Source organism: Mesoterricola sediminis, assembly GCF_030295425.1.
In the GTDB taxonomy this organism is placed as follows: Bacteria; Acidobacteriota; Holophagae; order Holophagales; family Holophagaceae; genus Mesoterricola; species Mesoterricola sediminis.
The window spans coordinates 2,961,562-2,984,737 of the sequence record NZ_AP027081.1 but is presented as its reverse complement, the minus strand read 5'-3'; the positions used below and the strand labels follow the sequence as shown (position 1 = coordinate 2,984,737).

Annotated in this window: 15 protein-coding genes; 7 read left to right on the top strand and 8 right to left on the bottom strand. The window is 71.7% G+C overall.

Going from position 1 to position 23,176, the window contains the following annotated elements; genetic code table 11:
* The first annotated feature begins 446 nt into the window (after positions 1 to 446).
* Positions 447 to 1,067, top strand: coding sequence for a helix-turn-helix domain-containing protein (locus R2J75_RS13125; protein ID WP_316410344.1), 621 nt, complete (start codon positions 447 to 449; stop codon positions 1,065 to 1,067).
* A complete protein-coding gene (locus tag R2J75_RS13120; protein ID WP_316410343.1) occupies positions 1,060 to 2,337 on the top strand; it encodes a type II toxin-antitoxin system HipA family toxin in 1,278 nt (425 codons plus the stop codon). The genes R2J75_RS13125 and R2J75_RS13120 overlap by 8 nt, the downstream gene beginning before the upstream one ends.
* Before the next feature lie 194 nt (positions 2,338 to 2,531).
* Here R2J75_RS13120 and R2J75_RS13115 read toward each other — a convergent pair whose 3' ends face one another.
* The gene (locus R2J75_RS13115) at positions 2,532 to 5,825 is read right to left on the bottom strand and encodes a S41 family peptidase (RefSeq protein ID WP_316410342.1); all 3,294 of its coding nucleotides are present in this window, start codon (positions 5,823 to 5,825) and stop codon (positions 2,532 to 2,534) included.
* Positions 5,826 to 5,956: 131 nt separating this feature from the next.
* Between R2J75_RS13115 and R2J75_RS13110 the strand changes: the two genes are divergently transcribed.
* Positions 5,957 to 8,788, top strand: coding sequence for a PAS domain-containing protein (locus R2J75_RS13110; protein ID WP_316410341.1), 2,832 nt, complete (start codon positions 5,957 to 5,959; stop codon positions 8,786 to 8,788).
* Positions 8,789 to 8,806: 18 nt separating this feature from the next.
* Here the strand turns inward: R2J75_RS13110 and R2J75_RS13105 are convergent, their stop codons facing one another.
* The 6 genes from R2J75_RS13105 to alr form a co-directional block, all read right to left on the bottom strand.
* Positions 8,807 to 9,967, bottom strand: coding sequence for a sensor histidine kinase (locus tag R2J75_RS13105; RefSeq protein WP_243333861.1), 1,161 nt, complete (start codon positions 9,965 to 9,967; stop codon positions 8,807 to 8,809).
* A gap of 135 nt (positions 9,968 to 10,102) precedes the next feature.
* The gene (locus tag R2J75_RS13100; RefSeq protein ID WP_308220506.1) at positions 10,103 to 11,056 is read right to left on the bottom strand and encodes a PaaI family thioesterase; all 954 of its coding nucleotides are present in this window, start codon (positions 11,054 to 11,056) and stop codon (positions 10,103 to 10,105) included.
* A gap of 52 nt (positions 11,057 to 11,108) precedes the next feature.
* Positions 11,109 to 12,425, bottom strand: a complete 1,317-nt coding sequence (locus tag R2J75_RS13095) for an Nramp family divalent metal transporter (protein ID WP_243333863.1) — start codon at positions 12,423 to 12,425, stop codon at positions 11,109 to 11,111.
* A 47-nt stretch (positions 12,426 to 12,472) separates the two neighbouring features.
* Positions 12,473 to 14,071 (bottom strand): methyl-accepting chemotaxis protein, encoded by a 1,599-nt coding sequence (locus tag R2J75_RS13090; protein WP_316410340.1) that lies wholly within the window; start codon positions 14,069 to 14,071, stop codon positions 12,473 to 12,475.
* A gap of 136 nt (positions 14,072 to 14,207) precedes the next feature.
* Entirely contained in the window at positions 14,208 to 15,983 is a 1,776-nt protein-coding gene (locus tag R2J75_RS13085; protein ID WP_243333867.1) for a carboxylesterase family protein, read from the bottom strand.
* Positions 15,984 to 16,064: 81 nt separating this feature from the next.
* Positions 16,065 to 17,189, bottom strand: a complete 1,125-nt coding sequence (alr, locus tag R2J75_RS13080; RefSeq protein ID WP_243346320.1) for an alanine racemase — start codon at positions 17,187 to 17,189, stop codon at positions 16,065 to 16,067.
* 109 nt (positions 17,190 to 17,298) lie between these two features.
* On the opposite strand from alr, the gene R2J75_RS13075 reads away from it, so the two are divergent.
* The 4 genes from R2J75_RS13075 (at position 17,299) to R2J75_RS13060 (ending at position 22,319) form a co-directional block, all read left to right on the top strand.
* On the top strand, positions 17,299 to 17,466 hold the full coding sequence (locus tag R2J75_RS13075) for a hypothetical protein (protein ID WP_243333871.1): 168 nt from the start codon (positions 17,299 to 17,301) through the stop codon (positions 17,464 to 17,466).
* 221 nt (positions 17,467 to 17,687) lie between these two features.
* Positions 17,688 to 20,501, top strand: a complete 2,814-nt coding sequence (locus tag R2J75_RS13070) for a CHASE domain-containing protein (RefSeq protein WP_316410339.1) — start codon at positions 17,688 to 17,690, stop codon at positions 20,499 to 20,501.
* Between the two features lie 62 nt (positions 20,502 to 20,563).
* Positions 20,564 to 21,805 (top strand): DUF438 domain-containing protein, encoded by a 1,242-nt coding sequence (locus R2J75_RS13065; RefSeq protein ID WP_316410338.1) that lies wholly within the window; start codon positions 20,564 to 20,566, stop codon positions 21,803 to 21,805.
* 1 nt (position 21,806) lies between these two features.
* A complete protein-coding gene (locus R2J75_RS13060; RefSeq protein ID WP_316410337.1) occupies positions 21,807 to 22,319 on the top strand; it encodes a DUF1858 domain-containing protein in 513 nt (170 codons plus the stop codon).
* Positions 22,320 to 22,328: 9 nt separating this feature from the next.
* Here the strand turns inward: R2J75_RS13060 and R2J75_RS13055 are convergent, their stop codons facing one another.
* Positions 22,329 to 23,132, bottom strand: a complete 804-nt coding sequence (locus R2J75_RS13055) for a ferredoxin--NADP reductase (protein WP_279341935.1) — start codon at positions 23,130 to 23,132, stop codon at positions 22,329 to 22,331.
* Between the last annotated feature and the right edge of the window lie 44 nt (positions 23,133 to 23,176).

Genomic DNA, 23,176 nt, shown 5'->3' with positions numbered 1-23,176 from the left:
GTCAGGAAACTTCTCGGCATCGTTACCCCAGGAAAATTCGTGGTGTACGAGCCTTTACGTATGAGTACAAGTTAACTATTTATCTAATCTATAGATTCCGAACACAGCCTAGCCATCCTGTATTGGCCTGTCACGGAACCAGCGCGCGGGTCCCCCAGGCATCCGGGGGCGCTGCCCCCGGGCCCCTGGGATTGATCGCATGAAGCCCAGAGCCTGGGTGATCTGATCAAAGAGGCCAACGGGCCGGATTCCTCCGGCCCCCCGGTTTCCGGGCCCGGGTCGGCGCTCGGGTCGCATCCCTGCGATGGCCCTAGCCTCCGCCCGACAGGCTCACAACCAACCGGCCCAGAGCCGTCATGAAGGGGGGCAGCCCGTGAGCGAATTTCCCATGTCAACCGTCGAGTTGCTGCCGTCCGTTCTGCTCCCCACACACCGCCGGCCGCTCAGTGACGGCCGTCGAAGAGCATCCGCTCGCCGTTTCCCAAAACGATTTGGCTGGTAGCGCCATTGCCGACGGGATGGAAGGTGCTGTCGTTAGCAGCTTGAGGGCCCCCAAGAACCAGGCTTGCCAGGTCGTTGAATTCGACGTCACGCCTTCGGAAGCATTCCTCCGGTTACCTTTAAATTTATTAACAAACGGAAGAATATATCCGGTATTGACAATGAAGCTAAACAGACTAGACTTTCAATGTCGGAAATATTCTTCTGCTATTTCCCCAAGATGCGTTTCAACCGGAAGAAAGGCGCTGGTTGTGAATTTTGATTTTATGTCCGTTCCAGAGCTCGCCCGGGAAATGGGGGAAAGGCTCAAGAATTGTCGTCTGCGTCGCCGCTTGGAGCAGACGGAATTGGCCGAACGGGCAGGGATATCTGATCGCACCGTACGCGCCCTGGAGAAGGGCACGGGATCCAGCCTCGATTCTTTGCTCCGGGTCATGAAGGCCTTGGGCATCCTTGAGGGTTTGGACGCGATGGTCCCGCCCGAGCCATCGGTGGACCCCCTCATCTTGCTCAAGCGCAAGGATATGCCCCGCAGGGTTTACAAGCGAAGGAAGCCGAATGTCTAGTCGGGCGATCGCGGTCCGGGCTTGGGGCCAGATGGTGGGAGCGGTGGCCCTGGATCCCAAGCAGGGGTTTTACGTATTCGCCTACACGCCCGAGTGGCTACGGACAGGGGTCGAACTGGCCCCCCGGACCATGCCGGTTGGCAACCACAGGGGACCCTACATCTTCCCGAACCTCCCGGAGGCGACCTACCAGCGTCTTCCAGCCCTGCTCTCGGACGCCCTGCCTGACGACTTCGGCAACGCCCTCATCAACGCCTACATGACGAGCCGGGGCCACACCGTGGCATCCGTGACGCCTTTGGACCGGCTGGCCTACATGGCCAAGCGGGGCATGGGAGCCCTGGAATTTCGCCCGACCTTGGGCACCCGGACGGACAGCAAAGAAGCCTTGGACCTGAAAGGCCTGGTGGAAGCGGCAAGGAAGGCAGTCCATGGCACCCTCGCGACGGAAGGAGCGGCGAAGGCCGCCCTGGATCGGATCATCAGCGTGGGCACCTCTGCGGGCGGCGCCCGCGCGAAGGCCGTGGTCGCCTGGAACCCCGTGACAGGTGAAATGCGCAGTGGCCAATTCGCTGCGGACCCGGGGTTCGAGCATTGGCTCCTGAAATTCGACGGTGTCGCCGCGGATCGGACGCTCGGCGGAGGCAAGGGCTTCGGGAGGCTGGAATACGCCTACCATCTGATGGCCCGGGCCGCTGGCATCCGGATGGCGGATTGCAGGCTCCTTGAAGAGGGGGGGCGGGCCCATTTCATGACACGTCGGTTCGACCGGGACGGGGATGAGAAGCACCACGTGCAGACCTTGTGCGCCATGGAGCACATGGACTTCAAGCAGGTTGCCGTCCACACCTACGCTCAGGCCTTCATGGCCATGGCCGCGCTCGGGATGGACTCGGACGCCATCGACGAGTTGTTCCGCCGGATGGCCTTCAACGTGATGGCCATGAACTGCGATGACCACACGAAGAACCTGGCCTTCCTTCTGCGTCGGGGAGGAGCCTGGGAACTCGCCCCCGCCTATGATCTGACCTACGCCTATAACCCCAAAGGGGACTGGACCTGTCAGCACCAGATGGCCGTGAACGGGAAGTTCCAGGACATCACCCGGGACGACCTGCTGCTGGACGCCGAACGGTTCGGAGTGCGGAACCCCAGGGGCATCCTTGGGGACGTGGCAGCGTCGGTTGAAGCTTTCGGTGATTTCGCACGGAAGGCAGGGTTATCCGGAAACCGAGTGGCCGAGGTGGAGAAGAGCCTTCAATCTCTCTGATCTCAATGGCCTTCTGCCCAGCTGGCCAGGTGATCCCGGATCTGCTGCATTCCCTGGAGCCCCTCGGCCTCCATCGGGTGAACCTCTCCCCAGCCCCGAGGCATTCGCCAAGGATGACACGAGTCCCGACAGCACCGTCGAGGTCCACCACGGCGGTGCGCTCCAGACCCTGCGCATCAAGGAGATGCCGGGCCTCACGGCTTCGGCAGGGTGTCCGCGTGGGCCGGGATGGGGGGGTGGGGGAAGGTCTGGGGGGGCTGCTTCTCCAGCATCTCGAGGACGAGCTTCACGGCCCGCTCCAGCTGGGGCTCGCGGCCCTGGCGGACCAGGGCGGGGTCCATCTCCACCTCGACGTCGGGGGCGACGCCGATGTTCTCCACGTCCCAGCCGGTGCCGACGCCGAAGAGGCCCCAGCGGGGGGCGGTGACGCTGCCGCCGTCCAGGAGGGACGGATAGCCGCCGATGCCCACCAGGCCGCCCCAGGTGCGGGTGCCCACCAGGGGGCCCACGCCGGCGCGGCGGAAGAGCCAGGGCAGGGCGTCGCCGCCGGAACCGGACATCTGGTTGATGAGCATGACCTTGGGCCCGAAGAGGGCCTGGGCCGGCTCGACCACGTCGCGGCCTTCGCGGGAGACGTTCACCATGGCGGGGGTCTTCTTGAGCTGGTCGACGATGAAGTCGGCGATGCTGCCGCCGTGGTTGAACCGCTCGTCCAGGATCGCGGCCTGCTTGTCCACCTGTGAGAAGTAGTAGCGGTTGAAGTTGGCGAAGCCGCCGGCGAAGGTATCGGGGATGAACACGTAGGCCACGCGCCCGCCCGTGAGGCGGTCCACGAGGCGGCGGTTGTCCTCCATCCAGGTGCGCAGGCGCAGGGCGCCCTCCGAGTCCACGGGCACCACGGTGACCTGGCGCGCGCCGGTGCCGTCGGCCTTGGGGCCCACGGTGAGCACGGTCTGGCGGCCCGCGGCGCCCAGGAAGGCCTGGTGGACCTCCTGGGCCGCGGTGACATCGCGGCCGTTCACGGCCAGGAGGTACTCGCCCTCGCGGACGTTGACGCCGGGCTGGGTGAGGGGGGACTGGAGCCGGGGGTTCCAGTTCTCGCCCTGGAGGATGCGCTTGAAGCGGTAGCGGTTGCCGTCCACCTCGTAGTCCGCGCCCAGGAGGCCCACGGGGGCGCGGTCCTGGCGGGGCAGGGCGCCGCCGTTCACGAAGGTGTGGCCCAGGCAGAGGTGGCCGGTCATCTCGCGGAAGAGGCCGTTGAGCTCCTCCCGGCTCCCGAGGCCTTCCAGGAAGGGCTCGTACAGGGCCTTGGCCCGGGCGAGGTCCACGCCGTGGAAGGCGGGATCGTAGAGGAAGTCGCGCTCGATGCGCCAGACCTCGTCGAACATCTGCCGCCATTCCCTGGGGGGATCGACGAACACCTGGAGGTCGGTCCGAAGGGCGCCCTCCCCGGGCTTGGGGGCCTTGTCGGCGCCCACGAGGAACCACTTGGACTGGCTGGCGTAGAGGACCTTGGAACCGTCGGCGGTGGGGATGAAGGTGAGGGTGCCGCCGTTGGTGGTCTCCGGGGCGTCCACGGCGGGCAGGAACGGCTCGGCCTTGCGGGTCTTGAAGTCGAAGCGGTGGACGGAGACGGGGAAGCCGCGCTCGGCCTCCACGTAGTCCTCGTCGGCCAGGGCGACCTTGGCCTCCAGGAGGAACACCACGCCCTCGGCGCCCGTCTCCAGGGCCACGTAGTTGGCCCGGGGCACGGGCAGGGCCAGGATGCGCTGGTCCAGGCCGTCGAAATCGATGCGCACGGGCTCGGGGCCCGCGGCCTTCTTGTCCTTGGCCTCGGGCTTCTCCTCCTTGGCGGCCCCCTCCTCGTCGCTCTCGGGGGCCAGGGGGGAGGGCAGGTCTTTGCGCAGCACGGCCACGTAGGCGCTGGAGGTGATGGCCCGGCCCATGGAGGTCATGTCGAGCCAGCCGGCGCCAAGGCCGGTGCCCGTGCCCGCCAGGAAGTGGAGGTGCTTGCCGTTGCGGTCGAAGCGGGGGGAGAAGGCGTCGCTGCGTCCGTCGGTGATCTGGACGGGCTTCCGGTCCTCCAGCCCGTACACGAAGATGGCGTGCAGGTGGTTGGGCAGCTGGCGGGTGTAGGCGAGCCAGCGGCTATCGGGGGACCAGGCCGGGTCCAGGTGGCAGCCGGGGGCGTCGAAGAGGTCCGCGTCCACCTTGACGGGTTCGGTCTTCTCCAGGTCCAGCACCCAGAGGTTCATGCGCTTGTCGGTGTAGGCGAGCTTGCGGCTGTCGGGAGACCAGCGGGGCCCGTAGAAGAAGGAGGCGGGCTGACCCAGCTTGACGGTGCGCACCGGCCCGAGGCCGTCGGGGGCCCGCAGGCGGAGGGCGTATTCCCCGCCCTCGTCCGAGAACCAGGCCACCCACTTGCCGTCGGGGGACCAGGCCGGATCCCGGTCGGCCACGCCCGGGCTGGACGTCAGGTTGCGCACATCGCCCTTTTCGGCGGGGACGCTAAGGATCTCGCCCCGGGCCTCCACGAGCACCCGCTTGCCGCTGGGGGAGGGGAAGGCATGGAGGATCTGGCCGGGCTCGATGCGCGCGAGGCGCGGGCGGGTCTCGGGCAGGTCGGCCGAGATCTCCACGGGCACGGTGCGGGCCTGGCCCGTGGCCAGATCCAGGAGCTTCAGGGCGCCGAACTGGTGGTAGACGATGGCGCCCGGACCGGCCGAGGCGGAGACGATGTCGAAGCCGCCGGGGTTGTCCAGGACCCGGGCCACGGTGCCGGCCTGGGGGTCGTAGGCGAAGAGGGTGACGGCCCCCTCCCGGTCGGAGAGGAAGTAGACCTTCCCCCCGATCCACATGGGGTTGCGGTCGTTGCTGTTGGTGCGCGGCACCCGCGTGATGGACGAATCCGCCAGGTCGGCGATCCAGATGGGCGTGGTCTGGCCGCCCCGGTAGCGCTTCCAGGCGGGCTGCCACTGGGAATGGGGCACGTAGGCCAGGTGGGACCCATCGGCCTGGTAGCTCCCCTCCGAACCGGAGGGCAGGGGCAGGGCCTCCGGGTGGCCACCCGTCACGGGGATCGTGAAGAGCCGCTCCAGGTCCCGGGGGGTGGCCCGCAGGGAATGGAACAGGACCTTCCGGCTGTCGGGGGTCCAGCCCGCCACGAGATCCGGGCCCGGGTGGTAGGTGAGGCGGCGGGGCTCGCCGCCGGCGGCCGGCACCACGTACACGTCCGCATTGCCGTCCACCACGCTGGTGAAGGCCAGCCAAGCGCCGTCCGGAGAGAAGGCCGGATGGCTGCACCGGCCCTGGGCCTGGACCAGGCGCTGGGCCGCGCCCCCCGCCCGGGGCACCGTCCAGATCATGCCCGCGTAGGCGAAGGCGATCCGGTCCCGGGACAGGGTCGGATCCTGGTACTGCCGGGGCGGCGTCCCGCCGGCAAGCGCCAGGGGCGCGAGGAGTGCGAGCAGGAGGGCGGCCCACTTCATGGTTCACCTCAAAGGGCTGGTTGGTACCGAGTCTACACCGGGGGCCGGAAGGGACGAACGATCATTGGCCAGGGCGTGCGGCGGGCCCGATGGGGATACAATCGGGCGTCTCCTCCCCCCAGCGGTGGCCCATGACCCCAGACCCGCCCCAGTCCGCTGACCCCGCGCCGGAGCCGGCGCCCCCGGCCCGGCGCCCGGAAGGCGGCCAGGCCCTGGGCCCCATCCTGGACACGATCCCCCAGGCGGTGTTCTGGAAGGACCCGGAGGGGCGCTACCAGGGGTGCAACCGGGTGTTCGCCTCGTACGTGGGGCTGGACGAGGCGGCCCTGGTGGGCCGGACGGACCGGGAGCTGCCCTGGCCCCCGGAGCACGCGGAGGCCTACATGGCCGACGACCGCGAGGTCCTGGAGGGCCGGGTGCCCTGGCGCCGCCGCGTCGAACCCGTCCGCCGGGTCGATGGGTCCACCCGCTGGGTGGAGACGACCAAGGTGCCCCTGGCGGGCGCCGAGGGGCGCCCGGCGGGGATCCTGGGCATCTTCGAGGATGTGACCGAGCGGCTTCGCCTCGAGGCCGAGCTGCGGGACGTCCAGGAACTGAATGAGTCGATCATCCGCTCCGCGGAGGAAGGCATCGTCGTGACGGACCCCGGCCTCCGGGTCCGGGTGTGGAACGCCTACATGGCCGCCATGACGGGCCTGCCGGAAGCCTGCATCCTGGGCCGCCCCCTCCTGGACGCCCTGCCGCGCCTCGAGGACGTGGGGTTCCGGGACCGCATCCGGCGGGTGCTGGGGGGCGAGGCCGTCGCGCCGCTGGAATTCCCCTGGCACGTGGACGCCTCCGGGACCTCGGGGTGGGCGGTGGACCGCAGCGTGGCCCTGCGGGACGGGTCGGGCGCCATCGTGGGCGCCCTGTCCCTCATGCGCGACATCACCGCCCGCCGCACCGCGGAGAAGGCGCTGCGCGAGAGCGAATCGCGCTTCCGGGCCCTCTTCGAAAGCCTGACGGAGGGCGTGGCCCTCCATGAGCTGGCGCGGGACGCCGGTGGGCGGTCGGTGGACTACCGGATCCTGGACGTGAACCCCGCCTTCGAGCGTCACACGGGCCTGGCGCGGCAGGCCGTGCGGGGCCGCCTGGCCAGCGACGTCTATGGAGGCCCCGTCGCACCCTTCCTGGAGACCTACGCGCGCGTCGCCGACGGCGGGGTCCCCGCCTCCTTCGAGGTGCGCTTCGAGCCCATGGCCAAGGACTTCCGCGTCACCGCCGTCAGTCCCAAGCCGGGCCAGTTCGCCACGGTGTTCGAGGACATCACCGAACGCCTCGCCCGGGAGCGGGACCTGGCGCGCCTCAACGCCCTCTACGGCGTGCTCAGCCACCTGGGGCGCTGCCTCGTCCGGGTCGCCACCCGGGAGGAGCTCTTCCAGGACGCCTGCCGGATCCTGGTCGAATCCGGGGGCTACCGCGTGGCCTGGGTGCTCTGGCAGGACGCCGCGGGCGTGTTCCTGGAACCCCTTGCGGGGTACGGCGAGGCCGTGGCCGCCATCCGGGAGGTGACCGTGCGCCTGGGCCCGGACGCCAGCGGGGCCCTGGGACCCACGGCCACCGCGATCCGGAACGGGCGCGTGGAGGTCTGCAGGGATTTCCACGAGGATCCGCGCACGGGGCCCTGGCGGGAACCGGCCCGGAGCCTCGGCCTGCGGAGCTTCGCGGTGGTGCCCCTCCGCGAGGGGAGCGGCGAGGCCGGGGCCCTCCTGCTCTTCGGGGGGGAGCCCAAGGATTTCCATCCCGAGGAGGTGGGCCTGCTGGAGGAGGTGGGCGCCACCCTCTCCTTCGGCCTGGATCACCTGGCCGCGGACGCGGAGCGGGTGAGGCTGGCAAGTCAGGTGGCGCAGGCCCAGAAGATGGACAGCCTCGGCAGCCTGGCCGGGGGGGTGGCCCACGACATCAACAACGTGCTCGGGGCCGTCCAGGCCCTGGCCATGGTGCACCAGCTGCAGGCCCCCGAGGGCTCCCGGGTCCGCCGGGACATGGAGACCGTCATCCGCGCCTGCCAGCGGGGCGGAAACCTCGTCAAGGGCCTGCTGGGATTCGCGCGGCAGAACCTCGCCGAGAACCGCCTCCTGGACCTGAACGGCCTCGTGCGGGAGGAGGCCGCGCTCCTGGAGCGCACCACCCTCGGCCGGGTGCGCCTGGTGCTGGACCTGGCGCCGGAGCCCCTCGTGGTGAACGGCGACCCCGGCGCCCTGGCCCACTGCCTCATGAACCTGTGCGTGAACGCCGTGGACGCCATGCCCGGGGGCGGGACCCTCGCCCTGTCCACGCGGCGCGAGGGGGAGCGGGTCCGGCTGGAGGTGGCCGACACGGGCACCGGGATGCCGCCCGAGGTGCTCGAGAAGGCGCTGGACCCCTTCTACACGACCAAGCCCCAGGGCAAGGGCACCGGGCTCGGCCTCGCCATCGTCTACGGCACCGTGAAGAACCACCGGGGGGACCTGGAGCTCGCGAGCGCGCCTGGCGAGGGCACCCGGGTGCGGATCCGCCTGCCCCTGGCCGGAACGGCGGCGCCCGCGCCGGGCCCCCGGGCGGCGGAGGCCGGGGGGCCGGCCCGGGCCCGGTCCATCCTCCTCGTGGACGACGACGAGCTGATCCTCAGCTCCATCCCGGCCCTGGTGGAGAGCCTCGGCCACCGGGTGGAGACGGCCTCCAGCGGCGCGGAGGGCCTCGCGCGCCTGGCCCGGGGGCCCGTGCCCGACCTGGTGATCCTGGACATGAACATGCCGGACCTGGACGGGGGCGCCACCCTGGCGCGCATCCGCCGGGACCATCCCACCCTCCCGGTGCTCCTGGCGACGGGACGCGCCGACCAGACCGCCCTGGACCTGGTGGCGGCCCACCCCTACGTCACCCTGCTGCCCAAGCCCTTCAACCTCCAGGAGCTGGGCCAGGCCATCGAGGGCTACGCCTGAGGCCGGACCCCCGCTCGATCAGGCGTGGGCGGGGGGCAGGGGCCCGGCGGGCAGCAGCACCTCGAAGCAGGCCCCGGCGTCCGAGGGGCAGGCCCGGATCTGGCCGCCGTGGCTGCGGACGATGGACTCCGCCACGGTCAGGCCCAGGCCCGTGCCCCGGCGCTTCCCCCGGGGCTTGGTGGTGAAGTAGGGGGTGAAGAGGAAGGGGAGGTGCTCGGGGCGGACCCCCGGCCCGCTGTCCCGGAAGCGGATCCGCACGAAGGGGCCGGTCTGGCCCGCGGGGGCCTCGCTGGCGGGGGGATCCCACAGGTCGGCGGCCACCGCGAGGCGCCCGCCCCCGGGCATGGCCTCGCCGGCGTTCTCCGCCAGGTTCTGGAAGACCCGCACCAGCTGCGCCCGGTCGGCCTGGACGGGGGGCATGCGCGCCGGCAGGCCCCAGGCGGCTTCGACCGGGCGCGCGCCCAGGCCCTTGCGGACGCCCTCCTGGATCACGGCGTCCAGGTCCGGGAGCGGAACCCTGCGCCCGGCGGGGTTGGCGAGGAGGACGAAGCGGCGGCCCAGGGCCCGCGCCTGCTCCGTGTGGTCGAGGCTGCGCTCGAGGATGGCCCGGACCTCGCTGTCCGGCTCCAGGTGGAGCAGGGCCAGGTCCACGGCGCTGAGGATCGCCTGGAGCAGGTTGTTGAAGTCGTGGGCCACCCCCTGGAAGAGGGTGCCCAGGACGGCGGTGCGCCGCAGGGCGGCGGCGTCCCGCTCCGCCTCGGCCCGCTGGCGGGCGAGGCTGTCGGCCCAGATGCGCTTGGCGGCCTTGAGGAGCACCGCCTCGACGGCCTCCTGCTTCAAGGGTTTGAGGAGGAAATGGTCCACCCCGAGCTCGATGGCCCGCACCAGGACGTCCACCTCCTCGAAGGCCGTCGTCAGGGCCACCTGCACCCCCGGGGCCAGGGCGCGGATCTCCTCCACCAGGGCCAGGCCGCCCATGCGGGGCATCTGGACGTCGGTGATCACCAGGTCCACCGGGGCCGACCGGAAGGCCTCCAGCCCCTCGGCCCCGTCCCGGGCCAGGATGACCTTCCCGAAGCGGCGCTTGAGGAAGGCGCCGAAGGCGGCCCGCGCGGCGGGGTCGTCCTCCACGTAGAGCACCTTGAGACCGCGGATGAACTGGCTGGGGGGTTCAGGCATGGTTGGCGTCCAGGAGCCCAAACGGGGCGCCTGACCCAGACTCGGTCGCAGGACCTGGCCAAACAATCCGTTGAATTGCTTAGTAGGTGTCTGAACACGAAATCGGCGCCCGGACCGGGCGCTCCGCGCCCGCGCTCAGGACGGGCGGGTCCCGGGCTGGGGCATGAGGCAGTGGCCCCGGGCCACGGCCACGGGCCGCTGGGGATCGTCCTGCCACAGCACGGCCTGCACCAGGGAGACCCGGTTCCCCTGGCGCACCGCCACGGCCTGGGCGAAGGTGTCCTGGGCCCGGGCCTGGCGCAGGTAGTCCATGGAGAAATCCACGGCCTTGGGCACGCCGCCCTGGGGAAGGCGGTCGGAGGAGGCCATATGGAGGATCATGGCCGTCTCGGCGAACCCCCCCAGGACCCCGCCATGCACGGCGGCCAGGAGGGGATTGCCGATGAGGTCCTCCCGGTAGGGCAGGCGGAAGATGGGGGCGGCGCCGGGCACCGCGTGCTGGACCACGCCCAGGAAGTCCACATAGGGGGAGCGGCCCCGGGGCAGGGCGGGCTGGTCGGCCCGGGCCGCGGCGGCCAGGACCTCGGGCGGGAGGGGATGCAGGGCGGGGGAGGGCCCTGGGCGCTCGCCAGTACGCTTGGCCCCGGCCGCGGGGCGCATGAAGGTGGCGCTCGCGTAGGCCACCAGGTCGGGGTTTCCCGGCTGGGTGACCTCCGCCCGGACGAAGGCGACGCTCCGGGAGAGCCGGTGGCAGGTCGCTTCGCAGACCAGGTCCAGGTCCGCGTCCGCCGAGCGCAGGTAGTCCATGCGCAGGTCCAGGGTCACCACGGGGCTGGGGCTGTCCTGGAGGGTGGCCACCGAGAACCCGCAGGCGGTGTCGGCCAGCACGCACAGGCTGCCGGTGTGCACACGGTTGCGGGCCACGCTGCCCCGCCATTCGGGTCGGGCCGGCAGGACCAGGCGGATCGTGCCCCGGCCCACCGCGTCGGCCCGCATCCCGGAAAGGCGCAGGTAGGGGCTGGCCTGCATGAACCCGGTCACCCAGGGGGGGTCGTCGTGCCCCTCGGGGCGGGGCGGAAAGAATGTCACTGCGGGACCTCCCGGTGCCTCCTGGATATCATGCGGCCCCCCGGAGGGGCAACTATCCCAGCACCATGGCCACGAGCCAGAGGTTGGCCGCCGTGACGACGGCGAAGATGGTCCAGGCCAGGGCCGAGACCCACGGCCTGTTCACGAAGGGGCCCATGAGGCCGGGATCGCCCGTGAACCGGATCAGGGGCCACAGGGCGAAGGGCAGCTGGAGGCTCAGGGCCACCTGGCTGAGGACGAGGAGCTTGCCGGCCCCGCCCTCCCCGAGCCAGGCGATGCCCGCGAGGGCCGGCAGGAGGGCCAGGGCGCGCGTGGCCAGGCGGCGCTGCCAGCAGGGGATCTTGAGGTTCACGAAGCCCTCCAGGATCACCTGGCCGGTGACGGTGCCCGTGAACGTGGAACTCTGGCCCGCCGCGAGGAGGCTCACCGCGAAGAGCACCCCCGCCGCGGACGTCCCCAGGATGGGCGCCAGGAGACGGTGGGCGTCGAGGATGCTGGCCACCTCGTGGCGGCCGTGGGCGTGGAAGACCGCCGAGGCCAGGACGAGGATGAGGACGTTCACCACCATGGCCAGGGAGAGGGAGAGGATGTTGTCGAGCCGGGCCCAGCGGATGGCCTCGGCCCGGGAGGCCGGGTCCGGGTCGACCTGCCGGGTCAGGACGATGGAGGAGTGCAGGTAGAGGTTGTGGGGCATGACGGTGGCGCCCAGAATGCCCACCGCCAGGTAGAGGGGCTCCCGGTGGGCGAGGGTGCCCAGGGAGGGCACGAGGCCCCGGGCCACCTCCGGCCAGGCCGGCTTCACGAGGACGACCTGGGCCAGGTAGCAGAGGCCGATGGTGGCCACCAGCCCGAGCATGATGGCTTCCAGCTCCCGGAATTTCTGCCCCTTGAGGGCGAGGATGATCGCCGTGTCCAGGGCGGTCAGCGCGACCCCCGTCGCGAGCGGGACGCCCAGGAGGAGGTGGAAGGCCACGGCCGAGCCCAGCACTTCCGCCAGGTCGGTGGCGATGATGCCCAGCTCCGCCAGGATCCACAGCGTCTTCGCGGCGCCGGGGCGGTACCGCTCCCCGCAGAGCTGCGCCAGGTCCCGGCCCGTGGCCAGGCCGAGGCGGAGGGCGAGGGTCTGCAGGAGCATCGCCGCGAGGCTCGAGAGCACCACCACGGACAGGAGCCCATAGCCGAAGCGCGAGCCGGCCTCGATGTCCGTGGCCCAGTTGCCCGGATCCATGTAGCCCACGGACACCAGGAGGCCGGGCCCGGCGAACTGGAGGAACTTCCGCCAGCCGCCCGCCCCGGGCGTGAACGCCACCGACCCCCGCACCTCCGAGGGGCAGAAGGGGGCCGTGGCGGTCTTCGGGAGCTCGAGCATGGGATCAGATTAACCCGTATGCCCGCCGGGTCAGCCGGGCCCCGCGGTCAGGCCAGCCGGAAGCGCCGGGTCAGGTCCTGGAGGCGCTGGGCCAGGGCGGCCAGCTCCTCGGTGGTTCGGACCGTCTCCTGGACCGTGGAGGAGAGTTCGGTGGCCGCGGAGGCGTTGCGCTCCACCATGGCGGCCACGGAGCCCATGGCCTGGACCACGTCCTCGCTGGCGCGGCCCTGTTCCTCCATGGCCGCGGCGATCTCGTTGAGCTGGCTGGCGTTGTCGTGGACGTGGGCCTCGATGCGATCGAGGCTCGTGGTGGCCTCCTTCACGGAGCCCGTGCCCAGGGCGACCCGTTCGGCGCTTTCCTGGATCAGGGCCGTGATCTCCTTGGCGGCCTGGCCACTGCGCTCGGCCAGCTTGCGCACTTCCTCGGCCACCACGGCGAAGCCCTTGCCCTGGGCCCCGGCCTTGGCCGCCTCGATGGCCGCGTTCAGGCTCAGGAGGTTGGTCTGGCGCGCGATGTCGGTGATGACGGTGGTGATGCGGCCGACGCGCGCCGAGCTCTCCTCGATGGCCGTCATGGCGGTCCCCGTGGCGCGCACCGCGGCCAGGCCCTCCCGGCCCGCGTCCTGGGACCGGATGGCCAGGTCCTGGGCCCGCTGGGCGTTGGTCTTCACGTGCTGGATATTGGCGTTCATCTCCTCCAGGGCCGCGGAGGAGCGCTCCATGGCCACCCGCTCCTGCTCGGTGCTATGGCGGAGGTCCTCGGTGGTGCGGTTCACCTGCTCGGAGGTGGCCGAGAGCTGGGTGGCGCTGGAGGCGGTGCCTTCAGCGGCCTGGCTGATGGCCTGGATATCCTTCCGGAGGCTCTCCACCACCTCGGCCAGGTGGATCGACACCTGGCTCAGCTCGTCCAGACCGGTGGCCTTCGGCGCCCGGGAAAGGTCCCCCCGGGCCACGCCCTTCATGACGTCCTCGATCTCCTCCGCCCGGGAGGCGATGCGCCGGCCCACGACGCGGCTGAAGAGGCCGCTCAGGGCCAGGGCGAGCACGGACACGGCCAGGATGGCGATCTTGCCGCGGGCGGACTGGCGCGCCCCCTCCTTGAGGGCGGCCACGGCGTCGGTCTCCGAGCCCTTCTGGATCTTCTGGATGGTCTCCCGGGCCTCCCGGATGATGCCGATGTTGGCCTCCATGAGGCGGGCCACGTTCTTGGCGGCGTGGTCGGCCTTGGACTCGGCCAGGATCGCGGGGAAGCCGGCGACGTACTTCTGGTAGGCCTTCTCGGCGGCCTCCAGGAGGGTCCGCTCCGCCGGGTCCCAGGCCAGGCCCGCGAGGGCCTTGAGGTCCTTCTGCACGGCGTCCTCGTAGTCCTTGAGCTTGGCGCTGCGGGCGGCCACGTAGTCGGGCTCGTTGGCGCAGCCGATGAGGCTGACGTGGGCCGTGCGGACCAGGTTCATGTCGTTGAGGGTCCGGGACAGGGCCGTCACCTCCAGGAGCTGCTCGTCCGCGTTGGCGCCGGAGGCCTCCAGGCCGCTCACGAGGGTCCAGCCGACGACGCCGATGACCACCAGGGCGATGGCCTGGATGACGAGCAGAAGTGAGAACTTCCCGCGCATGCGCAGGTCATCGAGTTTGGTCACGAGGCTCATGGCAGACTCCCAGGGGCCGCCCCCGGTCCGTCCGGAGTGGGCACGGCCATTATAGGAAAGCCCCCTGCGAGCGAGGCGAAAAACAGGGTCTGGATGACTTGCGACCGCTTTTCGCTCCCGATGTTTTTGATTTCCTCTACATCCTGCGCGGGTGGGCGCCGGGCTCATGGGGCAGGCGATGGAGCCACGCGAAGAACCCCTCCAGGGTGTCCGGGGCCGGGTTCTCGTGACCCTTGCCGGCCTCCGTCACGAAGGTGACGAGGGCCCCGGCCCGCTCCAGCCCCTTGGCCAGGTCCCGGGTGGCCTCGAAGGGGCAGTTGCGGTCCTCGGTGCCGTGGAAGATGAAGATGGGCATGCCCCGGAAACGCGCCTGGAGGGCGGGATCCCGGAAATCCGGATGGCCCGGGCCCAGCCAGCGGGGTCCCAGGTCCGGCGAGCCGCTGAACACGGCGAGGCCCTGGAAGACCCCGGGCCGCGCCAGGGCCGTGCGGTAGACCCCGTAGCCCCCCATGCTGAAGCCGGCCAGGACGATGCGGGCGGGATCCACCGGGTACCGGGCCAGCACGTCGGCCAGGGCCTCCCGCAGGTCGTCCTGGGCATGGTCGGCGCTGAAGGCGTTGGAGGTGCCCCGGCCCGCCGGGGCGAGCTCGAACCAGCCCTGGGGGGCCCGGCGCCGCTCCAGGACGCGCTGGTCATCCTGGCCGCTGCCGTGCAGGAAGACCAGGAGGGGATAGCGGGCCCCGGGCTGGAGATGCTCGGGCACCCGCAGGGAATAGGGCTGGAGGGTGCCGTCCAGGGCGCTGCGGTAGGCCCGCCGCTGGAGGCCGGGGCGGGACGCCACCGGATCCCGACCCGCCGCCAGGGCCTTCAGGTCCTCGCGGGTGGTGGCCAGGGCCGTCAGGACGGCGGGCGCCGGCTCCCAGGGCGCCAGGCGCTCATCGGTCTTCTGGGCCTCCGCGAGGCGGAAGGCGAGGGTGGCCCGGGTGCCTGGATCGAGGCGGGGGCCGAGCGCCTCCAGAGCCTGGGCGAGGGGCCCGGGACCTCCGGCCGGAAGCACGGTGACGGACCAGGCCAGGGTCCGCTCCGGGCCCTGGATCTCCAGGCGGTGCGTGCCCTCGGGCAGAGGCTGGGGCAGGGCCACCTTCCGGGGACCCCGGCCGGCGGGGATGGACAGGGGCAGGTCCACCGCGAGGTCGGGCATCCGCAGGCGGGCCTGGACCGGGAGGGCGGCGCCCGTCTGGAGGACCAGGGGCGCCCCGGCCTCCAGCCGCCCCTGGGCGGGCAGGGCGGACCAGGCGCCCGGCACGGCGGGGGGTTGGGCGAAGCGGGCCCCCACGTAGGCCCGGGGGTGCTGCTCCCATTGGAGGTGGGGATCGGCCAGAAGGCTGAAGGCCCGGGCGCCCTTTCCCTCCGCCCGCATGAAGCACGCGTTGAGGCCGATCTCGGGGGTGAGCAGGGGGTGGTACGGCGCGAGGTCGGCCCAGGGCACGCGGATCTCCCAGGACAGGGCGCGGTCCACGGTCCAGGACATGCGGGCCCCCGGGAGGGGGCTCATGTCCAGGGCCACATCCCGGTACCAGGTGAAGGCCCCCTGCCAGGAGGCGGCGCCGGAGAAGCCCAGGACCCGGAACCGGCGCGCCGGGGCGCCGCGCTCGGGCAGGGCGAGGACCACGATGAGGCCGTCCCCGTTCTGGTAGCCCCGGTCCCGCGTCAGGAAGGTCCGCTGGTCGCTGCGGAGGCGGAGGCGCAGGCCGGCGGGTTCAGCCTCCACCCGCAGCTCGACCTTGCCGGGTCCCCCGTCCTCCGCCTTGAGCACCAGGGGCTTGGCCGGCGTGCCCGACCAGGGCAGGACCAGGGGGGCCTGGCCGAAGGCGGCCAGACCGCACAGGAGGAGCAGGGCGAGGGGGCGCATGATCGATCCTTGATACCGAAGATACGAACGAGCGACGCCTTCGGTTGATGCCCCGGGCTCAGAAAGGGGGGCCCTCCGCCTTCACCCCACGTAGACCCGGGGGATGCGGCCGTTGAACTGGCAGAGGATCTCGTAGGGGATCGTGCCGCAAAGGCGGGCGATCTCCACCAGGGGGATCTCCTCCGCGCCCTGGCGGCCGATGAGGACCACCTCGTCGCCCACCCGCACCTCGGCGTCGCCCACGTCCACCATGAGCTGGTCCATGCAGATGGTCCCCACGATGGGGAAGCGCCGGCCCCGGATCAGGACCTCCGCGCGGTTGGAGAGGGCGCGGCGGTAGCCGTCCCCGTAGCCCACGGGCACGGTGACGATGCGGGTGCGCCGGGACGTGACGTACGTGTGGCCGTAGCTGATCCCCTGGCCGGCCTCCACGACCTTGAAGTACGAGACCTTGGATTTCAGCGAGAAGCAGGGCGCCAGGCCCTGGAGGGCCCCGGGGGCCTGCTCGGGCGGGTAGCCGAACACCATGATGCTGGGCCGGACCATGTCGTAGTGGGCCTGGGGGAAGTGGGCCGTGCCTCCGGAGTTGCACAGGTGGCGGAGCAGGGGGACCCCCGCGAAGACCGGGTCCCGGAGGAGGGCCTCGAAGGCCGCGATCTGGGCCAGGGCGAAGGGGTCGCCGGGAAGGTCGGCCGTGGCCAGATGGGAGTAGATGCCCACCACCTCCACACAGGGCAGGTCCCGGAGGTGGGCGAACAGCTCCACCGCCGTCCCGGGGCGGACACCGGTCCGCTGCATGCCCGTATCCACCTCCAGGTGGACCCGGCACACCCGCCCGAGGCGCTCGCACGCGCTGGCCACCAGGTCGGCCTTGAAGCGGGAACTCACACTGACTTCCAGGTCGTAGCGGATGAAGTCCGGGATCTGGTCCGCGTGGATGGCGCCGAGCACCAGGATGGGCAGGGTGACCCCCGCCTCCCGGAGCTGCACCCCCTCCTGCAGGTGGGCCACCCCCAGGTAGTCCAGGCCCGCCGCCTCCGCGGCGAGGCCCATGGCCCGGAGGCCGTGGCCGTAGGCGTTGGCCTTCACGGGAAGGCAGAAGCGCGTCGGGCCGATGAAGGAACGGATGAGCCCGACATTGCGCCGGAACTGGCCGAGGTCGACCTCGATCCAGGAGGGATGGGCGGGTTGGGGCGCTTCGGACACGGGCGGGGCTCCTTCCCTGGCATGATACCTCCGGTCCGGCGGCGGCCCGTCACAGGCGCGGGCTCGGGGCATCCCAAGTCCGGGCCCGCGAGGCCCTTGGAGACCCGCCATGCAACCTGCACGCCGCCTGCGCCGATTCGTCTGTTTCGCCTTCCTCCTCGCCGCCTTCGGGCCGGCCTTCGCCCCCGCCGCCCCGGCCGGGGACCTCGGCTGCGACCTCACCTGCTGTCCGGCCCTGCCGTGTCCCTGCGGGGACTGCATCCGCTGCCTGCCCTGAACCGGCCGCCGCCCGTCCCGGCGCGCCCCGCCGGGACGGGATTAGAAAAAAATATCTAAATATTCGACAGGAGGAGGCCTTCTTCATATAGTTGAAATCCTCACCCCCCCGAGGACGCCTGGATGGCCAACGCGGCTACCCGCCAGTTCCTTTCCCGCCTTGCGCGCCGGGTTCCCCCCTGGTTGGTCTTTGGCGGTCTGGTTCTGGCCGGCGGGCTGGGGTTGACCTACCTCACGTGGCGGATCGCCGCCGCCAATGAGGCCGAGGCGGTCCGCGCCAAGTTCGAAGGCCGGGTCCAGGACGTGCAGCGCCGCCTGGAACAGCGGCTGGAGGCCCATGGGCAGATCCTCCGCGGCCTGGGTGGCCACGTGCGCGCGTCCGGCACCTCGCGGGAGGGGTTCCACCGCTACGTGGAGAGCCTGGACCTCGGGGGCGCCTTCAAGGGCATCCTGGCCTTCGGCTACCAGCAGCGCGTCTCCGAGGCGGAGGTGGGCGCGCTGGTGGCCACCCTCCGGCGGGAGGGGGAAGCGGACTTCGCGGTGCGGCCCCCGGGGCCCCGGCCCTGGCTGGCGCCCGTGATCCGCATCGAGCCGAGGACGCCGCGCAACCAGCTGGTGCTGGGGTTCGACCCCCTCTCCGACCCCGCCCGGCGGGAGGCCCTGGACCTGGCCGCCGCCCACGGCGACCTCGCCCTCAGCCCCGAGGTGACCCTGCTCCAGGACGCCCCGGAGGGCGGGGAACCCGGGGTGCTCATGTACCTGCCGGTCGCCCGGGAGGGACGCCCCGCCTCGGAACCGGCCGGCTGGGTCTACGCCGCCCTGCGGGTGCGGGACCTGGTCGCGGGCATCCAGGGCCACTGGAACGCGGACACCACCCTCGAGCTCTTCGACGGGACGGCCGCCGGGGGCCCCCGCCTCTATCCCCCGGAGCCGCCGCCGACCCCGGATCCGCGGGCCCTGGCCGCCCAGGCGCGGTTCGCCTTCGGACACCGGACCTGGACCCTGGTCGTCCGGGCCCGGCCGGGGTTCGGCCAGGCGGTGGGTACCCGGTCCTCCCGGGCCCTCCTCTGGGAAGGGCTGGTGGGCACCCTGCTCCTGACGGCGGTGGTGCTCCTGCAGGTGACGCGGCGCCAGCGGGCGGAAACCGCCGCCCAGGAAGGGGATTCCTATTTCCGGGCCGCCCTGGAGGCGCTGAACGAAGGTTTCATCCTGTTCGACCGGGAGGGGCGGGCGGTGTTCGCCAATCCCCAGGCCGGACGCATCCTGGGCCTCCGGCCCGGCCTCCTGGGGCCCTGGCTCCAGCCCCCCGCGGGCTGGGAGGCCTTCGGGGAGGACGGGGGTCCGTTCCCCGCGGAGGCCCACCCCGTCCGCGCCGTGATCGAGGGCGGCGAACCCCTCCGGCGGGGGACCCTGGGCCTGCGCCGTCCCGGGGGGACGACCCGCTGGTTGCAGCTCAACGCCGTGCCCGTGGGGAACGGGGGCGGGAGCGTGGCCGCCGCGGCCACCCTCACCGACATCACCGAGGCGCGGGAGACGCGCCAGGCCCTGGAGGCGTCCCAGCGCCACTTCGCCCGGGTCTTCCAGTTGACGCCCGACGCCATCAACATCACCCGGCTGGCCGATGGCGTCTATGTGGACGTCAACGAGGGCTTCACCCGGACCCTCGGGTGGACCCGCGAGGAGGTGCTGGGCCGGTCCTCCCTCGACCCGGAGCGCACCATCTGGGCCCACGCCGAGGACCGCGCGCGGCTCGTGGCCGCCCTGGAGGCGACCGGCGTCTGCCTGGGCCTGGAAGCGGACTTCCTGCACAAGGACGGGGGCGTCATCCAGGGGCAGATGTCCGCCCGGGTCGTCGAACTGGAAGGGACGCCCTGTGTCCTCTCCCTCACCCGGGATGTCACCGCCGAGGCCGAGGCGGGCCGTGAGCGCCGCCGCCTGGAGGCGGAGGTCAACCACCTGCAGCGGCTGGAGGCCATCGGGCGGCTGGTGAGCGGGCTCTCCCACGACATGAACAACGTCCTGGGCGCCATCCTGAGCCTGGGATCCGTGCTGCAGGAGAAGTACGGCGGCGACGCCGACCTGCGGCGCATGGCGGACCTGATCGTCCAGGCCTCCGTCCGTGGCCGGAACCTGGTGCGGTCCCTGCGCGACTTCAGCCGCCGGGAACTGGTGGGCGAGGCCGACGTGGATCTCAACGACCTGGTCCGGGCGGAGGCGGAGCTCCTGGAGCGGACCACCCTCAAGCAGGTGGAGGTGCGCCTGGACCTGCAGCCCGGCCTGCCGGCCATTCGCGGCGAGGCCAGCGCCATTTCCACCGCCCTGATGAACCTCTGCGTGAACGCCTGCGACGCCATGCCCGGCGGGGGCCGCATCACCCTCTCCACCCGCGCGGCCGGCGGCGGCCGCCTCCTGGTGGTGGTGGAGGACACGGGGGAAGGCATGCCCGACCACGTCCTGGCCCGGGCCAGCGAGCCGTTCTTCACGACCAAGGCGCCGGGCCTGGGCACCGGCCTGGGCCTGTCTCAGGTCTTCGGGACAATGAAGGCCCATGGCGGCACCTTCGAGATCCAGAGCACCCCCGGCCAGGGCACCCGGGTTACCCTGGGCTTCCCCGTGGCGGCGGCCGCCGCCCCTCCCGCCGAGGCCGCCGACCCGCCCCCGTCGCCGCGCCGCCGCATCCTGCTCGTGGAGGATGATCCCGCCCTGCGCATGGCCACCCTCGCCATGCTGGAACCCCGCGGCCACCAGGTGTTCACGGCCGGGAGCGGCGAGGAGGGCGTGCGCTCCGCCGCGGGCGAGGGGGACCTGGACGTGGCGGTGGTGGACCTGAGCATGCCCGGCCTGGACGGGGTCCAGCTGCTCGAGCGGCTCCTGCGCATCCGGCCCGGGCTTCGGCTGGTCCTGTTCACCGGCCCTGGGGATGACCGGGTGCCTCGCATCCTCGCCCGCTTCCCGGATGTCCGGGTCCTCGCCAAGCCGTTCTCGCCCGCGGACCTGGACGCCGCCCTGGAGGAAGGAAATCCACCCTCCGCTTGACCCCCGTCAAGGAACGCCGGGCCTTCCCGCCGGATGCTGGGGCATCGCAGGCGGAGGGCCCCGTGAGTGAACTGATCAACAATCAATCGATGCGCATCCAGACCCTGAAGGAGGTGATCCTCCACCTCCACCGGGGCGAGGCGCCGGAAGCCGTGAAGGAGCGCCTCAAGGGCCTGGTCGCCGAGGTGGACCCGGCCGAGATCGCCGCCATGGAGCAGCAGCTCATGGCCGACGGCATGAGCTCGGACGAGGTGCGGGCCATGTGCGACATGCACGCCGAGGTCCTGAAGGAGGTCAGCGCCAAGCCCTGCCCCTCCATGCCGCTGCCCGCCGGCCACCCCGTGCACCAGTTCAAGGCCGAGAACGCGGCCCTCCTCGAGGCCGTGGCCCAGGTGCGGAAGTCGGCCGGGGCCCTGGCGGACCTCGCCGACCGGTCCACGCCCACGGAGGCCCGCCTCGCCCTGCTCGCGGCCCTCCAGCCCGTGATGGACGTGGAGAAGCACTACCGCCGCAAGGAGAACCTCGTCTTCAGCGTGCTGGAGCGCCACGGCAACACCGGGCCCAGCAAGGTCATGTGGGGCAAGGACGACGAAGTGCGCGAACTGCTGAAGGCCACGACCCAGGCCCTCCGGGAGGAGACCCTCTGCGGGGAGGAGCTGAAGATCCTGGCCGCCTCCGTCCTCGAGCCCGCCCTGGCGGCCCTGGAGGGCATGGTCTACAAGGAGGAGCACATCCTCCTGCCCATGTGCCAGGGGCTCTTCACCGAGGAGGAATGGGCCGAGATCTGGCGCCAGAGCCCCGAGTACGGCTGGTGCCTCGTGGCGCCGGGCGACGCCTACCGCCCCGCCGAAGCCCAGGTGGACACGGGCGCGATCCGCCTCCCGGACGCCCAGACCGTCGCCTTCGCCAGCGGCACCCTCTCCTTCCAGCAGCTCCAGGCCCTCTTCAGCACCCTGCCCGTCGACCTGACCCTGGTGGACGCCCAGGACCGGGTCGCCTTCTTCAGCGAGGGCCCCGACCGCGTCTTCGAGCGCAGCCGCGCCATCATCGGCCGCCACGTGCAGAACTGCCATCCCCCCAAGAGCGTCCACATCGTCGACCGGATCCTCGCGGATTTCCGGGCCGGGCGCCAGAGCGTGGCCGAGTTCTGGATCCAGATGGGCGGGAAGTTCATCCACATCCGCTACTTCGCCCTGCGGGACGCCGGGGGGGCCTACCTGGGCACCCTGGAGGTGACCCAGGACCTCACCCGCCTCCGCGCCCTGGAAGGGGACCGGCGGCTGCTCCAATACGAGGAGGCCTGACATGGAGATCACCCCCCAGACGCGGATCGGCGATCTGCTGGACGCCCACCCGGGCCTTGAGGACACCCTCGTGGCCGCCGCCCCCGCCTTCGCCAAACTGCGCAACCCGGTCCTGCGGGCCACGGTCGCCCGGTTTGCCACCCTGGCCCACGCCGCCCAGGTGTCGGGTGTGCCCCTGCCCGAGCTGATGGGCATCCTGCGCGGGGCCCTGGGCCTGGACGCGGAGGCCTGCCCGGCTGCGGGCGGGCCGGTGGACGTGGCCGAGGCCTGGCCCGACTGGGTGCGCGAGGACACGGCCGGGCTTTGCCTGGACGCCACCGAACTCCTGGCCCAGGGCGAGCACCCGTGGGCGCCCATCCAGGCCTTCCTGACCACCAGCGCCCCGGGCGCCACGGTCATCCTGGTCTCGGATTTCGTCCCCGCCCCGCTGCTGGACCGCGCCCAGGCGCGAGGCTGGCTGGCGGCCTGCGCCCGCAAGGGCGATCGCTACGGCACGGCCCTGCGCCGTCCCTGAGGGCGTCGCCTACCAGTAGGCCTCGAAGTGGATCTGGCCGGGGGTCTTCCGGGTGTGCTGCCGGAAGCCCTCGGCTTCCAGGAGGCCCATCATCGCCTCGACCATCCCCGGGTTGCCGCAGAGGAAGAGGTCCGTGTCGGCGGGGGAGGGCGGGGCGCCCCAGAGCGCGTCCAGGGGGCGGGTGCGCCAGAAGTCCTGGAGGCGGCCCGTGGCGCCGCTCCACGGCTGACCGTCCGCACCGGGGCGGCTCACCACGGGGAAGTAGGCGAAGTGGGGGTGGTCCCGCTCCAGGTGGAACAGCTCCTCCCGGTAGCCCAGGTCGCGGGGCAGGCGGGCGCCGTGGATCACCGCGAACCGGCGGGTGGGTTCGGCCGCCAGATGGGTGCGCAGCATGGACATGTAGGGCGCCAGGCCCGTGCCCGTGGCGATGAAGATCAGGTTCCTCCCCGGCTCGATCTGGTCCAGGGTGAACATGCCCGTGAGCTTCGGCCCCAGCCAGAGCCGGTCGCCCACCTCCAGGGCCAGGAGGCGGGGCGTGAGGGCGCCCGACTTCACCTCCACGATGTAGAACTCCAGGTAGTCGCGGCCCAGGGAGGAACTGGCGATGGAATAGGCCCGCCGGGGGAAGGGATCGGGGGTGCCCTCCTCCGGGTCCGAGCCGGGGGTGCGGGGCGCCTCGGAGGGCAGGCCCAGGACCGCGAACTGGCCCGGCTTGAAGGCGGGCAAGTCCCAGCCGTCCGGGGCGACCCGGAGGATGACGAGGCCATCGGCCACGACGTGGCGGTGGATGAGGGTGGCGTTGAGTTCAGGCATGGGGGGCCCCGCTTCGATCTGTCCAGTGTCGGACGGGACGGCTG

What these genes read in the sequence shown, in the direction of transcription:
- R2J75_RS13120 (WP_316410343.1), top strand. Translation starts at nt 1,060, where the DNA reads ATGTCTAGTCGGGCGATCGCGGTCCGGGCTTGGGGCCAGATGGTGGGA.
- R2J75_RS13115 (WP_316410342.1), bottom strand. Translation starts at nt 5,825, where the DNA reads ATGAAGTGGGCCGCCCTCCTGCTCGCACTCCTCGCGCCCCTGGCGCTT.
- R2J75_RS13110 (WP_316410341.1), top strand. Translation starts at nt 5,957, where the DNA reads ATGACCCCAGACCCGCCCCAGTCCGCTGACCCCGCGCCGGAGCCGGCG.
- R2J75_RS13105 (WP_243333861.1), bottom strand. Translation starts at nt 9,967, where the DNA reads ATGCCTGAACCCCCCAGCCAGTTCATCCGCGGTCTCAAGGTGCTCTAC.
- R2J75_RS13095 (WP_243333863.1), bottom strand. Translation starts at nt 12,425, where the DNA reads ATGCTCGAGCTCCCGAAGACCGCCACGGCCCCCTTCTGCCCCTCGGAG.
- R2J75_RS13090 (WP_316410340.1), bottom strand. Translation starts at nt 14,071, where the DNA reads ATGAGCCTCGTGACCAAACTCGATGACCTGCGCATGCGCGGGAAGTTC.
- R2J75_RS13085 (WP_243333867.1), bottom strand. Translation starts at nt 15,983, where the DNA reads ATGCGCCCCCTCGCCCTGCTCCTCCTGTGCGGTCTGGCCGCCTTCGGC.
- R2J75_RS13075 (WP_243333871.1), top strand. Translation starts at nt 17,299, where the DNA reads ATGCAACCTGCACGCCGCCTGCGCCGATTCGTCTGTTTCGCCTTCCTC.
- R2J75_RS13060 (WP_316410337.1), top strand. Translation starts at nt 21,807, where the DNA reads ATGGAGATCACCCCCCAGACGCGGATCGGCGATCTGCTGGACGCCCAC.
- R2J75_RS13055 (WP_279341935.1), bottom strand. Translation starts at nt 23,132, where the DNA reads ATGCCTGAACTCAACGCCACCCTCATCCACCGCCACGTCGTGGCCGAT.